Source organism: Salinisphaera sp. C84B14 (genome assembly GCF_040361435.1).
Taxonomy (GTDB): Bacteria; Pseudomonadota; Gammaproteobacteria; order Nevskiales; family Salinisphaeraceae; genus Salinisphaera.
Genome location: NZ_APNL01000014.1, coordinates 66,394 through 79,450, shown reverse-complemented (window position 1 = coordinate 79,450; position 13,057 = coordinate 66,394). Strand labels below are relative to the sequence as shown.

The window sequence follows — 13,057 nt, the reverse complement described above, 5'->3', positions numbered from 1 at the left end:
CACGCCTGGCGCGCCGACAAACGCGCGAGTATAGCGATACCCGTGGCCGCATGCGGCGCTGGGCATTGTCCGAAGATTGGCGCTAAACTTATGCCAAAACAACAGGAAGCATGCGATGAGCGATAACGCGATCCCGGACGTGGCCCTGATCGACAACACCGAACAACGCACTCCGCTGGTGCTGGTGCTGGATCGCTCCGGCAGCATGGCCGGCGCACCGATCGAACAGCTCAATGAAGGGCTGCAGCTGCTCGAACAGGAACTCAAGAACGATGTGATCGCCGCCAAGCGGGTACGTATTCTCATCGTCACCCTGGGCGACTACGACGAGGCCAGCATCGTCGGCGACTGGTGCGACGCCATGGATTTCAGCGCGCCCAGACTCGAAGCCAATGGCACAACGCCGACCGGCCAGGGCGTCGAAATCGCGCTGGCCGAAATCGAGGACGAGAAGGCCCGCTACAAGGAATCCGGCATCGCCTACACGCGCCCCTGGCTGTTCGTGATGAGCGACGGCCTGCCGACCGATGCCTGGGAACAGAGCGCGGCCGCCTGCTGCCAGGCCGAGACGGACCAGAAGGTCGCGGTGTTTCCGATCGCCGTGGGCAACGGCTCCAATACCGAAACGCTGGGCGCGTTTTCCAGCCGCGGCATGGCCGGGGTCAAACAGTTGGCCGGGCTGCATTTTAAAAAGCTGTTCCTGTGGCTGAGCACCAGCCTGCAAACCGTATCCCAGTCCCAGGCCGGCGACCGGGTCCAGCTGCCGCCGACCGATAGCTGGTCGTCGGTTCAGGTCTAGGACGTTTTGCGGTGAGCTGGCAGTTGTTCGGCGCTTCGGCGATCGGCACATCGCATATCGCGGGCGATCTGCCCTGTCAGGATGCCCATGCCTATCGCCATACCGGCAACGGTTTCGTGGGCGTGGTCTGCGACGGCGCCGGTTCGGCGGCCTATAGCGATGCCGGCGCGCGCCTGGTGTGCACCCAGGTGGCCGAGGCACTCGCCGATGCGACCACGCCGCCGGAAACACTCACTCTGGAGCTCGCCACCGATCGCGTCGCCTGGGCGTTGGCCGGTGCCCGCAACCGCCTCGCGCGGCGCGCCTTGGCCGAGTCGCACGAACTCAAGGACTATGCCTGTACCGTGGTCGGCGCCTGGATGGGCGCCCAGGGTGGCTGGCTGTTCCATATCGGCGACGGACTGGCTGCGGCCCGCCTCGCCGACGCAGACACGATATCCGCGCCCAAAAACGGCGAATACGCGAACGAAACCTTCTTTCTCACCGGCCACGACTGGACCACGCATCTACGTCTGACCCCGGTCGAAGAAGGCTGCCAGAGCGTGCTGCTGATGTCCGACGGCGCCATGGGCTTCGTCATGGACAAGGGCGCACACCAGGTCTATGCGCCCTTTTTCGAGCCGGTCGCCCGATTTCTGCGCAGCAGCGACGAGGCCCCCGGCAACGAAGCGCTGCAGGCCACGCTCGCCGACGAGCGCACGCACCACATCACCGGCGACGACAAGACCCTGCTCATCGCACTCGCCCCGCGCGCCTGAGCACCCCGGTCCGGCCACTACGCTGATCCGCGCGCGCCACATCGCTATGATGGCGCCCTGCCTGTGTTTTCCCCCGGAGCCGTCGTGGCCGACTCGCCCGCTTATTCGCCTGCCGACATCCTGACCGACGTCGATGCCGTCAGCGGCGCGCTCGCCGCACACGGCTATATCGGCTCGAGCCGCATCGCCACCGTGGTCTATCTAGCCGCGCAGCTGCAGAAGCCGGTACTCGTGGAAGGCCCGCCCGGCGTGGGCAAGACCGAGCTGGCCAAGACCGTGGCCGCCATGCTCGAACTGCCGTTGATCCGTCTGCAGTGCTACGAAGGCCTGGACGAGGCCAAGGCGCTCTACGAATGGAAATACGGCAAGCAGCTGCTCTATATCCAGGTGCTCAAGGACAAGATCGACGATGCGCTGGGCGGTGCCCGCGGGCTGCGCGAATCGGTGGCGCAGCTGCATCGCTACGACGACATCTTCTTTTCCGAAGATTTTCTGGAAGCACGCCCGCTTCTGAAAGCGCTGCGCGAGCCGCACGGCAGCGTGCTGCTGCTCGACGAAATCGACAAATCCGACGAGGAATTCGAAGCCCTGCTGCTGGAAATGCTCTCGGACTATCAGGTCACCGTGCCCGAGATCGGCACCATTCGCGCTGCCGGCACGCCGCCGATCGTGTTTCTGACCTCCAACAACACCCGCGACGTATCCGATGCGCTCAAGCGCCGCTGCCTGCATCTGTATATCCCCTTCCCCGAGCCGGCGCTGGAACAACGGATCGTCGAAACCCGCGTGCCCGAGGTCACGGCCGCGCTGCGTCGCCAGCTGGTGGCCTTCGTCCAGAAACTGCGTACGCTGGAACTGCGCAAGACGCCGGCGATCAGCGAAACCATCGACTGGGCGAGGACCCTGCTGCTGCTCAACGCCGATACGCTCGATGAAGCCTGGGTACGCGACACGCTCAACGTGCTGCTCAAGTTCGAAGACGACGTGGAGGCAGTCGAATCCCAGCTGCCCACGCTCATGCGCCACGTGGTCGACTAGCCGTGCAACGCACGCTCACCGATTTCGTGCGTGCACTGCGCGCGGCCGATGTGCGTGTCTCCACCGCGGAAACACTGGATGCGTTTCGTGCCGCCGAGATGATCGGCTGGCATGACCGCGGCCAGCTCAAGAACGCCCTGGCCGCGGTGCTGGCCAAGAGCCACGACGAAGCCGAGGCCTTCGATGCCTGCTTCGAGCAGTTCTTCCGCTTCGACGCCTTCACCGACGCAGAAGCGGCGCCCGATCGCGACCCGCCTTGCGAACCCGAGACCCCAGCGAACGAACAATCCGCCGCGCCTGGCCAGCGCCAGGGCGGCGGCAGCGGCAGCGGCGGCACGACGCCGGAGGATGCGACTGGTGGCAACGACGAAACCGACACCGGATCTCAGGCCAGCGCGACCGGCGCGTCTCTGGCCGCCGCCCGTTCGCCACTCGGCCGTCAGCTCATGACCGACGCGCGCAATGCCCTGGCCATGGCGATGTCGCAGGCGGCCCGCGCGCACGGTCTTGAAGACATCAAGGTGTTCACCCAGCAGGGGCTGTACACCCGCCGCATTCTCGACAGCATGGGCCGCGGCCCGCTGCTGGACGAAATTCTGGCCGGCGAGGCCGCCGCCAGCGAAAGCGAGCGCGCGCTCGCCGCCGAGCTGCGGCGGCGCTACGAACAGCTACGTGTTCGCGTACGCGATCATGTCGAGCGCCAATTCCTGCTGCATGCCGATGCCCAGGGCGAGCGACTGCGCGAGCAGCTGCTCTATCGCGCCCGGCTGGCGGCGATCTCGCGGCGCGACGATGCGCTCATGCGCCGGGCGATCGAGCGCATGGCGCGTCAGCTCATCGCTGCGCATTCGCGCAAGAAGCGCGTCAAACGGCGGGGCACGCTCGATGTCGCCGGTACCGTGCGCCGCAATATGCGCCACGACGGCACGCTCATCGAACTGGCCTGGCGCTCGAAAAAAGTCGAGCGGCCGCAGGTGTTCGCGCTCTGCGATGTCTCCGGCTCGGTCGCGCTGTACGCACGCTTCATGCTCATGTTTCTCTACAGCCTGGGCGACGTGCTGCCCAAGGTACGCGCGTTTGCCTACTGTTCGGATCTGGCCGAGGTCACCGACCTGTTCAAGCAGCACGAGCTGGACGAGGCCATGCAACGCACCCTGGCGGCACACGGCCAGGGCAGTACCGACTATGGCCATGCCCTGGCCGATTTCGAGCGCACCGCCCTAGCCGACGTGGATCGACGCTCGACGGTGCTCATCCTCGGCGACGCCCGCAATAACGAAGGCGACGCCCGCACCGACCTGCTGCACAAGATCTACGATCGTGCCCGGCGCGTGATCTGGCTCAATCCGGAGCCGCGCGTGGCCTGGGATACCGGCGATTCGGTCATGGGCCGCTATCGCGCGCATTGCCACCAGGTCAACGAATGCGGCTCGCTGGCCCAGCTCGAACGCGTGGTGTCGGATCTATTGCGCCACGTGCGCTGACTGCGGCCCTGCCGCTGTTGTGCCTGCGCCCGGCTCGCCCGGCATGGCCGTTTGCGCTATAACTCGATCGGGGGATACAGGAACGGGAACGCACGGCGTGATACCGAAACAGACAGCAGCCGGCCAGGGCTGGCAGTCGGCACAGGGTGCAGACGTCGAGCTGTCCCTCCCCGCCACGAATGCCCCGCATCGCAGGGCCGTACTGCGCGCCTTGCTGTGGCTCACGATTAGCTGCGGCGTCTTCTTTGCGAGCGTTAACATCACGGTCGGCAACCACCCGGTGGCTCTGGCGGAATTGACGATGGCCGCCTATGCCGGCCTGCTGCTGTGGGTCATCCGCCGGCCCGAAATCCACCTGGACCGCTGGATACTCGCCTACCTGATTCCTTTTTGCACCACCATGATGTTCGCCTGCTGGTATCGACGCGCAGAGCCAACGGTCTTTGTCTGGCCGATCCTCATCCCGGTGGTTTCCTATCTGTTGCTCGGTCGGCGTGCCGGGTTCTGGTTCACCCTGGTGTTCCTGTGTATCTCGCTGGCGATCTTTGCGATCAAGCTTGCGCAAACCGGCGATGTCTATGCGATAGCGGCGATCGCCAACGTCGTGCTCTGTGCGGCCTGCATCTTCGGGCTGTCCCATGCCTATGAGGTCACCCGTGAACAGGCCGAAGCCCGCCTGCGCGCGCTCGCACTGCGCGACCCGCTCACCGGGCTGTGCAATCGCGCCGGCCTGTCCGAAGCGTTTCAGCTGCAGCGTGCACAGGCCGATCGATACGGCACGCCCTTGTCGACGGTATTGCTCGACCTCGACCACTTCAAACGCATAAACGACGACTACGGCCACGAAACCGGGGACAAGGTCCTGGTCGCGTTTGCCGACTGCCTGAAGGACGCACTGCGCGAAAGCGATCTGGCCTGTCGCCTGGGCGGCGAGGAATTCGCGCTCTTGCTGCCGCGTACCGGGCTCGACGAGGCCACGCAGATCGCCGAACGTCTTCGCAACGCGATCGCCGCCGCGCGCTGCGAGCACAACGGTCACGCGATATCGATTACCGCCACGCTGGGCGTTGCCGAACTCGACGCCACCTCGGAGGACCTGCAGAGCCTGCTCGCCCGTGCCGATGAACGTCTGTATCGAGGCAAGAACGCCGGGCGCGATCGGGTGATGGCAGCCTGATCCGGCGGCCCCGGCCGACACGACGCCAGCCGATGCGCCGCCGTGGGCGCCCTATGTCAGCGCATACCCGGCGCGTGCGACGATCGTCGCAGCCCGTAGGCTAGAATCGCGGCCCCTGCGCTCGAACTGCGATCGAGATGCGGGTCACGATTCGCACCGCCGGGATGAGCTGTTTTGTTCACGATCCGCCACGCCAGACTGCGCCGTATCGAAAGCATGCGCCTGATTCGCCTGGCGCTGCCGATCGTCGGCGCCCAGCTGGCCCAGGTGGGCATGGGCACGGTCGATGTGGCGATGACCGGTCATGCCAGTGCCACCGATCTGGCCGCGGTATCGATCGGCTCCAGCCTGTGGCTACCCTTGGTGCTGTTCATGATCGGCACGCTCATGGGCCTGACGCCGATCGTGGCCCAGCACGTGGGCGCCCGTCGTTTCGGCGACATCCGCCCTGCCGTGCAGCAGGCGCTGTGGGTAGCGGCCGTGCTGGGCCTGGCCTGTGCGCTGGGTATTCGCACGCTGGCCACGCCGCTGTTCACGCTCTTGTCGGTGCCCGACGACGTCTTCGCACTGGCGATGCGCTATCTGACCGGGGTGGCTTACGGGCTGCCCGCCATCGCCCTGTACGAAACGCTGCGCTTTTATTCCGACGGCATGGGCCATACCCGCGCCTCGCTGCAGTTCGCGCTGTTCGGCCTGGGCGTGAACGTGATCGCCAACTATGTGCTGATCTTTGGCGGCGACGGACTGATCGCGCTGTTCGGCGCGTTCGTGCCCGATGTGGTGCAGGCCATCCCGGCGCGCGGCGCGGCCGGCTGCGGTATCGCGACCGCGATATCGATGTGGTCGATGTTTCTGGCCATGCTGCTCTATACCAAGCTGGCGCCGGCCTATACCCGTGCCCGCTTCGGCACGGCGTTCTCCTGGCCGGCGCTGGCGCCCATCGGCGAACTGCTGCGCGTTGGCCTGCCGGTGGGGGTAGCGATCTTTGCCGAGGTATCGCTGTTCACGCTGATCGCGCTGTTTCTTGCCGGCTACGGCGAAATCGTGATCTCGGCGCATACCGTGGCGCTGAACTTCAGCTCGGTACTGTTCATGCTGCCGCTGTCGCTGGGCATGGCCTTGACCGTGCGCGTGGGCCAGGCGCTCGGGCGCGGCAAGCTGCGCCATGCCCGCTTCGTGGCGTTCAACGGCGTGCTCTGCGCACTGGCGGCGGCATTCGTGATCGACGTGATCCTGGTGGTTGCCGGGCCCTTCGCGGTCTCGCTGTACACGAGCAATCCGGCGGTCCAGCACCTGGCGATCCAGCTGCTGCTGATCGCCACGCTCTATCAGTTTTCCGATGCGCTCCAGGTGAGCATTGCCGGCGCGCTGCGCGGCTATAAGGACACCCGCATCATCATGGTGGTGACCCTGCTGTCGTACTGGGGCGTGGGCGTGGGGCTGGGCAACCTGCTCGGGCGTGGCGTGAGCGGGGTATTCGAAGGCCTGGGCGTCTACGGCTACTGGATCGGCCTGATCGCCGGGCTGAGCGTGGCCGCGGCCCTGCTTGGCCGGCGTCTGCTGCGTACATCACGGCTGAGTCGTTTTTCGGCCGCCGGCCCTTGAAGGCGTTGCGCCCAACATCTGGAGCCCGCACATGAACAGGATCAATCCGGACAAGCTACAGCACAGCAAGTGGACCGCCGCCCGACCCGAAAACGGCGAAAAACACTTCCTCGTGGTCGATCTGCTGCGCGACGATAACGACAACGTCGTTCAGGTCGTGCTCGAGGCCGTGCTCACCCGGCGCCGAATCACCCAGGCCTGGCGCGCGCTCAAGAATGACGAAACCTGGCGTATCGGCTGGCAATAGCAGCGCAAAAGCGATGTGACCAACACACGGCGCGCGGCCTGCATGGTTACACTCGGCGTTCGAATTTCGTCACGCCTGTGCACCTGACCCATGGATACCGCCGAATTCCAGCGCCGCTACGGCCACCGCATGGTTGCGCCGCCGCGGCGCCTGCTCGTGGGCGAGCTATTCACACCCGCACGGCTGGCCCTGGACCCGGCGACCTATCGGCCCCTGCCGCGCGATATCAGCGGTGATAACCAGCCGGTCGTGCTGTTGCCGGGCCTGTGGGCCGGCCCCGGCACCATGTGGCTGATCCGCCGCTACCTGCGCCGCTGCGGTTTTCGTACCTGGGACTGGGGCCAGGGCAAGAACCACGGCGATGTGGCCACGCTGGCGCCGCGCGTGGTCGAGCGCCTCGAGGCACTCGTCGAACGGCTCGGCGAACCGGTAGCGCTGGTGGGCTGGAGTCTGGGCGGCTATATCGCCCGCGAAATCACCCGCGAGCACCCAGAACTCGTACGCCGCGTGGTGACCATCGGCAGCCCGGTTGTAGGCGGGCCGAAATACACCAGCGTGAACCGTCTCTATAAACGCCGTGGCCTGTCCGTAGACGCGCTGGCAGCGGCCTCGCTGGAGCGCTATGCCACGCCCATCGAACGTCCGGTGCGCGCGATTTACAGCGAAGCCGACGGCGTGGTGGCGTGGCAGGCCTGTATCGATCGCTTCAGCGACGATGTCCGCCATATCCGGGTCACCGGCACCCATGTGGGCATGGGTTTTTCGAAACAGGTGCTCGCCCAACTGCCCGCGCTTTTAAAAGACGATTAGCGCCTCTGCATGCCGCGGCGATAACGCCCCGGTCGACTCAGACCTTCACGTCCACGCTGTGGCCGGCCAGCCCCCGCCCCGAGTCCACCAGCACCTGGGAAAGCTGGGTCTTGGCCACCTGCAGCAACGCCTGGGTACCGGCAACCCGCGATCGAGCGGATTGCACATCGGAGCTGTCCGACGCCCTGCTGGCCGCCACATCGCTCGCCTCCCCGGCCTGAGCGGCGTTGCTGCTCTGGGTGGCGTGCGTCTGTGCAACCTCGAGCGCCTGCATTTGCCAGCGCAGCTGCTGTTCCAGGGCCTGAATCTGGGCTTGCAGACCGGCCACCCGCGACTTTTCTTCCACCTGTCCCGACTCGTCGGTGTCGGTCTTCGGCCGCAGCGGCGGCGCGCTGGTCTGGCCGGCCTGTTCCGACTGCGGCCGGTTATTGGCCGCCTGGGCCGATGCGGCAGGTGGGGCGGCGTTGGCCGTACCGATCGCGAGCTCACTCATGTTTTGCGCCTGTCGGCACGTCGGGTCCACGACGACCTATCGGCCGGTCTGCGCGATAACTTTAGTGCGTCATCGACTATTCTTGTACGGACGGCTTCACCGCTGCTTCGGCAAGGGAAGCTCTGCACAACCTCTCGCGGGTCGCGTTCGAGTCCTCACAGACGTTGCGGCAAGGCGTCCGAGCGCAGCGCCTGCCTCATTGGCAGGTCAAGCTCGGCAACGCAGTCGCGGCGTCTGTGAGGCCGAACCCCTTGCAGGCCGCCGGCTTTGCGCGAGCTTGATCGGCGTCAGTGTTCGCTACCGTGCCACTTTTTTTGGCTTCGGCACGCTACGCTCTCCCTTGTCTGTCAATCGCGCGCAAAGCACGCCGGCGCGACCGCGACAGGTTGTGCAGAGCTTCCCTAGATAAAACGGCCCGTATCGGCCTCCAGCCCGTAGATATCGCGAAAGGCCATATAAGTGGTCATGCCCATCACGGCCAGAAAGAACAACGACGTCGCAAGTGCCGCGATACCGACCAAAACATAAAGAATCAGCGCGAGCAGACCGGCCGTGAATGCAGCGACCATGCTGAAAAGCAGCAGAAACACCGCGCTGGGGAGCACGACCACGCCAAGGCCCACCAACCCATACAGGGTGAACGCGCGCCAGTTGATCCATACGCCGTGAAAGCTCTGTTTGATCGCTTGTACCGGCCCGCTTTCACCAAAAAACACGAGCGCGGGCTGAAACCAAACCGCGGCGAGATAGAGAAAGGTGGCCAGCAGGAAGAAGAGCACCATCACCGCAAGGGAAAGGCTGCCGCGCGCGAATTCGGCGGCGGGCACGCCTGAATTGAACAGCCCGTAAAGGAAAAAGAACGCCACGCCGGCCATGACCTGCAGGCCCACCTGGGCCGCCCCGGCGAGCAGCAGGGCCGTGGTGCGATAGCGTAGCCCGATCAGCACATTGCCATAGGCGAAGGTATGGCCGTAGAGCACGCGATAGACCAGGTACAGAAACCCCACCGAAAACACCGGCATCACCAGGCCGGTAATCAGATCGCCGATATAGGGCAAGAACTCGCAGACGATAGCCACGCCCAGCCCGACGCCCATCAAAAGCAAGACGGCAACGATCCAGCGTTCGGTATCCACCGATAACAGCTCAATACTCTCGCGCCACCACTGCCAGCCACGGCGTGCGCCAACCCGCCGCGCCGGCGTGATCTGACATGCCGGCTCCAGTGACCGTTCCTGCATTTGGCTTCCCCAATAGACCGCCTGCCGGCACGACGAGGTCGGGCCGGCTGCCCCACCCGTTTTATATCAGAATCCGACGCCCGGCCGGGATGGCGGTCTATTCGCCCAGACCGGTCAGCAACGGCAGCAGCAGGGCAAACAGCTGGGCCTGCGACGACACCGCGCATTTGGCATAGAGCTGACGCCGGAAAACCTTCACCGTCTGGGCACTGATACCCAGGGCCCGGCCAATCGACTGCGAGGAATGCCCGCGCAGGATATACAGCGCCACTTCCGCCTGGCGCGGACTCAGTTGCACGCCGTGCTCGCGCGCCAGCGCATGCTGCAGGCGCTGACTCAGCGGCAGCGCCCGGGCCGGCGTGCCCAGCGCCGGCTGATAATCGCGCCAGTGGGTTTCCATCAAGGCGCTCAAAGTGGCTTCGTGGCGTTTGAGCGCGTTAACCTCGCGCGGCAGAAAACGAGTGCCGCTGGAACGATCCCGGCCCATGCAGGCGGTCAGCGTGATCAGCGGCGACAGGCGCGCGAAGATCGCGATCTCGTCGATGAGCGTGGTCTGACGATAGTAGCTGCGGTAATACTCGCTGCGTCGGAACCGGTCGGGCGCGATATCGGCCAGGCGCTCTACCCCGCTGGCCCGGCCTTCGCGGTGCTGCAGGTAGAACGGGTCGAGCACATAGGCCCCTTCCAGATATTCGCTGTCCATCGGCAGATAGACCACCGGATCGGTGTATTCCCGATACAAGGCCTCGGGGCGCTGCTCGTCGCAGTAGGCGATCACGATCAGATTGTCGAAGGCGGCCAGGGTATGCAGCAACGACAGGAAACAGGGCATGAACTGCGGCGTGCCCAGCGCTCGTATCGTCTGGGCAGTGGCCGCCCGCGTTTGCACGTCACCCATAAGCGAACACGCCCCCCTGCGCCCTGGCATACCCCCGCGGGGTTATATACGCCGGCCGCGCCGCAGGGCTATCGTTTTTTCGGAACCTGGGATCGCGCTCTGGCGAACGGTGTCGACTACCACGCATCGCGCCTCGGGCCTGGTATGAATTGGGGTTTGCGCCAGGCGCAACCTAGCCGGCGCTGCGAGCCAACGGCTTCGCTGCTGCGCCGCGTACTCGAGGATACTTGGCATGTCCGAAACCGATACGCAACTCGAACGCACGCTCACGCTCAAGGCCGTCGTGCTCTTCGGCCTGGCCTACATGACGCCGCTGATCGTGCTGGGCACCTTCGGCGTGGTGGCCGAAGCCACCCACGGCGCCGTACCCACGGCCTATCTGCTGACCACCCTGGCGATGCTGTTCACCGCCTACAGCTACGGCATCATGTCGCGGCGTTTCCCGGCCTCGGGCTCGGCGTACACCTATGTACGCAACGGCATCGACGATCGCGTGGGTTTCATGGTCGGCTGGGGCGTGCTGCTGGATTATTTCTTCCTGCCGATGGTCATCTGGCTGATCGGCGCGGCCTATCTGAACGCGCGCTTCCCGGAGGTCCCCAGCTGGGTGTTCCTGCTCGGCTTCATCGGGCTTACCACCGCCTTGAACGCCTACGGCATCAAGCTCGCCGCGCGGGTGAACTCGCTGCTGATGGTGTTTCAGGTGCTCGTGGTCGCCTTTTTCGTGCTGCTGTCCCTGCGCCACGTATTCGCCGCCGAGGGCGCCGACGCGCTGCTGAGCACCACGCCGTTCTTCAACGACCAGTCCAGCCTGTCGAGCATTGCCGCCGGTGCGGCCATCGCGGCCTATTCGTTTCTGGGCTTCGATGCGGTGACCACGCTTACCGAGGAAACCATCGAGCCGCGTCGCAACATACCGCGCGCCATTCTGCTGACCGCGCTCATCGGTGGCGGCATTTATGTGGCCGTGGGCTACACCACCCAGCTGGTCCACCCGGGCGCGATCTTCGACGATGCCGACTCGGCCGCCTTCGAAATTGCGCGCACGATCGGCGCCGATCTGTTCGGCGCGATCTTTCTGGCCGGCATGGTGCTGGCCCAGTTCACCTCCGGCATCGCGGCCCAGGCCAGCGCATCGCGGCTGCTCTATGCGATGGGCCGCGACGCCGTGCTGCCGCGCCGGCTGTTCGGCAAACTGCACCCGAACTTCCATACCCCGGTGTTCAATATCGTACTCACCGGGGCCATTGGCATCGTCGCCATTTTCCTGGACGTGCTCTCGGCGGCTTCGTTCATCAACTTCGGCGCCTTTATCGCCTTCACCATGGTCAACGTGTCGGTGTTGTTCATGTACCGACGCGATCGCCCGACCCGCGATCGCTACGGCGTGATCGGTGGCCTGATCATTCCCGGCATCGGCGCCCTGGTGAACCTGGTACTGCTCACCCAGCTCGACAGCCATGCCGTCGTGCTGGGCCTGATCTGGCTGGCGCTGGGCCTGGCGCAGCTGACCTATCTGACCCGCGGTTTCACCCGTCAGCCGCCGCAGGTCCAATTCGACGACGCAGAATAGCCCGCAGCGGAGCGACCGATGACGCGTTTTCTACCCGTGCTGGCAATCCAGGGCCCGGCCCAGGCTGCCCTGAACAGCGACGACTACGAGGCATTCGAGCAGGAGCTCGCCGTACAGCTGAGCGACTTCGGCCCCAATTTCAGCGCGGAAGCCGAAGCGACAACGCGGCTGGTCTGCTACCCGGAAATGCACCTGTGCCCGAACGCGGGCACGCCCGAGCAACGCCGTGCCCAGCTCGAGGCCGCGGCCGAGCCCATCGACGGCCCGCGTATGCGCGCGCTTGCCGATATCGCCCGCCGCCATCGCATATGGCTGCAACCGGGCAGCCTGTGCGAACGCGGCACGGACGGCCACCTTTACAACACCGCGCCCGTGTTCTCGCCGGCCGGCGACTGCGTGGCGGCTTATCGCAAGTGTTTTCCGTGGCGCCCGTTCGAGCCTTATCGGCCAGGCTCGGCGTTCACCGTGTTCGACGTGCCGGGCATCGGGCGGATCGGCCTGGCGATCTGTTACGACATCTGGTTTCCCGAAGTCTGTCGCCAGCTGGCCTGGATGGGCGCAGAAGTCATCGTCAACCCGGTGGCCACCACCACCAGCGACCGTGCCCAGGAACAGGTGCTCATCCGCGCCAACGCGATCTTCAACCAGGTGTTTCTGGTCAGCGTCAATGCCGCCACGCCCTCCGGCGTAGGCGAGAGTGCGATCATCGACCCGGAAGGCCGGGTGCGTGCGCAGCTGACTGGCGCCACCGCCGGCACGCTGACCGACGTGCTCAACCTGGACGAGGTCACGCGCGTGCGCCGCTTCGGCACCGCCGGCCTCAATCGGCTGTGGTCGCAGTGGCGCGCAGACGATCCGGCGCTGGAGCTGCCCATGTACGAAGGCCGGCTGGATCCGCGCCGCTGGGGCGGCCACGACTAGCTCGCCCAGGCCA

The 13,057-nt window shown here is 65.5% G+C and carries 13 protein-coding genes; 10 read left to right on the top strand and 3 right to left on the bottom strand.

Going from position 1 to position 13,057, the window contains the following annotated elements:
* The first annotated feature begins 115 nt into the window (after positions 1-115).
* From C84B14_RS12930 to C84B14_RS12895, 8 genes are all read left to right on the top strand, one after another.
* Positions 116-799 (top strand): vWA domain-containing protein, encoded by a 684-nt coding sequence (locus C84B14_RS12930; protein WP_353224670.1) that lies wholly within the window; start codon positions 116-118, stop codon positions 797-799.
* 11 nt (positions 800-810) lie between these two features.
* Positions 811-1,557 carry a PP2C family serine/threonine-protein phosphatase gene (locus tag C84B14_RS12925; protein ID WP_353224668.1) on the top strand — a complete coding sequence of 249 codons (747 nt, stop codon included), beginning with the start codon at positions 811-813 and terminating at the stop codon, positions 1,555-1,557.
* An 84-nt stretch (positions 1,558-1,641) separates the two neighbouring features.
* Entirely contained in the window at positions 1,642-2,595 is a 954-nt protein-coding gene (locus C84B14_RS12920; protein ID WP_502949909.1) for an AAA family ATPase, read from the top strand.
* A 2-nt stretch (positions 2,596-2,597) separates the two neighbouring features.
* Entirely contained in the window at positions 2,598-4,079 is a 1,482-nt protein-coding gene (locus C84B14_RS12915) for a vWA domain-containing protein (protein WP_353224666.1), read from the top strand.
* A 97-nt stretch (positions 4,080-4,176) separates the two neighbouring features.
* Positions 4,177-5,256: a GGDEF domain-containing protein gene (locus tag C84B14_RS12910; protein ID WP_353224664.1), complete on the top strand. Its 1,080-nt coding sequence runs from the start codon at positions 4,177-4,179 to the stop codon at positions 5,254-5,256.
* 216 nt (positions 5,257-5,472) lie between these two features.
* Positions 5,473-6,861, top strand: coding sequence for an MATE family efflux transporter (locus tag C84B14_RS12905; RefSeq protein WP_353224738.1), 1,389 nt, complete (start codon positions 5,473-5,475; stop codon positions 6,859-6,861).
* Positions 6,862-6,892: 31 nt separating this feature from the next.
* Complete coding sequence (locus C84B14_RS12900) at positions 6,893-7,108, top strand: TIGR02450 family Trp-rich protein (protein ID WP_353224662.1); 216 nt, start codon at positions 6,893-6,895, stop codon at positions 7,106-7,108.
* Positions 7,109-7,198: 90 nt separating this feature from the next.
* Complete coding sequence (locus C84B14_RS12895; RefSeq protein ID WP_353224660.1) at positions 7,199-7,918, top strand: alpha/beta fold hydrolase; 720 nt, start codon at positions 7,199-7,201, stop codon at positions 7,916-7,918.
* A 37-nt stretch (positions 7,919-7,955) separates the two neighbouring features.
* On the opposite strand, the gene C84B14_RS12890 is transcribed toward C84B14_RS12895, so the two are convergent.
* From C84B14_RS12890 to C84B14_RS12880, 3 genes are all read right to left on the bottom strand, one after another.
* Positions 7,956-8,411: a hypothetical protein gene (locus tag C84B14_RS12890; protein ID WP_353224658.1), complete on the bottom strand. Its 456-nt coding sequence runs from the start codon at positions 8,409-8,411 to the stop codon at positions 7,956-7,958.
* 401 nt (positions 8,412-8,812) lie between these two features.
* Positions 8,813-9,652 (bottom strand): BPSS1780 family membrane protein, encoded by an 840-nt coding sequence (locus tag C84B14_RS12885; RefSeq protein ID WP_353224656.1) that lies wholly within the window; start codon positions 9,650-9,652, stop codon positions 8,813-8,815.
* Between the two features lie 97 nt (positions 9,653-9,749).
* Positions 9,750-10,550: a LuxR C-terminal-related transcriptional regulator gene (locus tag C84B14_RS12880; RefSeq protein ID WP_353224654.1), complete on the bottom strand. Its 801-nt coding sequence runs from the start codon at positions 10,548-10,550 to the stop codon at positions 9,750-9,752.
* A 232-nt stretch (positions 10,551-10,782) separates the two neighbouring features.
* Between C84B14_RS12880 and C84B14_RS12875 the strand changes: the two genes are divergently transcribed.
* Together C84B14_RS12875 and C84B14_RS12870 are read left to right on the top strand one after the other, a co-directional pair.
* The gene (locus C84B14_RS12875; RefSeq protein WP_353224652.1) at positions 10,783-12,123 is read left to right on the top strand and encodes an APC family permease; all 1,341 of its coding nucleotides are present in this window, start codon (positions 10,783-10,785) and stop codon (positions 12,121-12,123) included.
* An 18-nt stretch (positions 12,124-12,141) separates the two neighbouring features.
* Positions 12,142-13,044 carry a carbon-nitrogen hydrolase family protein gene (locus tag C84B14_RS12870; protein ID WP_353224650.1) on the top strand — a complete coding sequence of 301 codons (903 nt, stop codon included), beginning with the start codon at positions 12,142-12,144 and terminating at the stop codon, positions 13,042-13,044.
* The last annotated feature ends 13 nt before the right edge of the window (positions 13,045-13,057 follow it).

What these genes read in the sequence shown, in the direction of transcription:
- C84B14_RS12895 (WP_353224660.1), top strand. Translation starts at nt 7,199, where the DNA reads ATGGATACCGCCGAATTCCAGCGCCGCTACGGCCACCGCATGGTTGCG.
- C84B14_RS12875 (WP_353224652.1), top strand. Translation starts at nt 10,783, where the DNA reads ATGTCCGAAACCGATACGCAACTCGAACGCACGCTCACGCTCAAGGCC.
- C84B14_RS12885 (WP_353224656.1), bottom strand. Translation starts at nt 9,652, where the DNA reads ATGCAGGAACGGTCACTGGAGCCGGCATGTCAGATCACGCCGGCGCGG.
- C84B14_RS12890 (WP_353224658.1), bottom strand. Translation starts at nt 8,411, where the DNA reads ATGAGTGAGCTCGCGATCGGTACGGCCAACGCCGCCCCACCTGCCGCA.
- C84B14_RS12900 (WP_353224662.1), top strand. Translation starts at nt 6,893, where the DNA reads ATGAACAGGATCAATCCGGACAAGCTACAGCACAGCAAGTGGACCGCC.
- C84B14_RS12905 (WP_353224738.1), top strand. Translation starts at nt 5,473, where the DNA reads ATGCGCCTGATTCGCCTGGCGCTGCCGATCGTCGGCGCCCAGCTGGCC.
- C84B14_RS12880 (WP_353224654.1), bottom strand. Translation starts at nt 10,550, where the DNA reads ATGGGTGACGTGCAAACGCGGGCGGCCACTGCCCAGACGATACGAGCG.
- C84B14_RS12870 (WP_353224650.1), top strand. Translation starts at nt 12,142, where the DNA reads ATGACGCGTTTTCTACCCGTGCTGGCAATCCAGGGCCCGGCCCAGGCT.
- C84B14_RS12930 (WP_353224670.1), top strand. Translation starts at nt 116, where the DNA reads ATGAGCGATAACGCGATCCCGGACGTGGCCCTGATCGACAACACCGAA.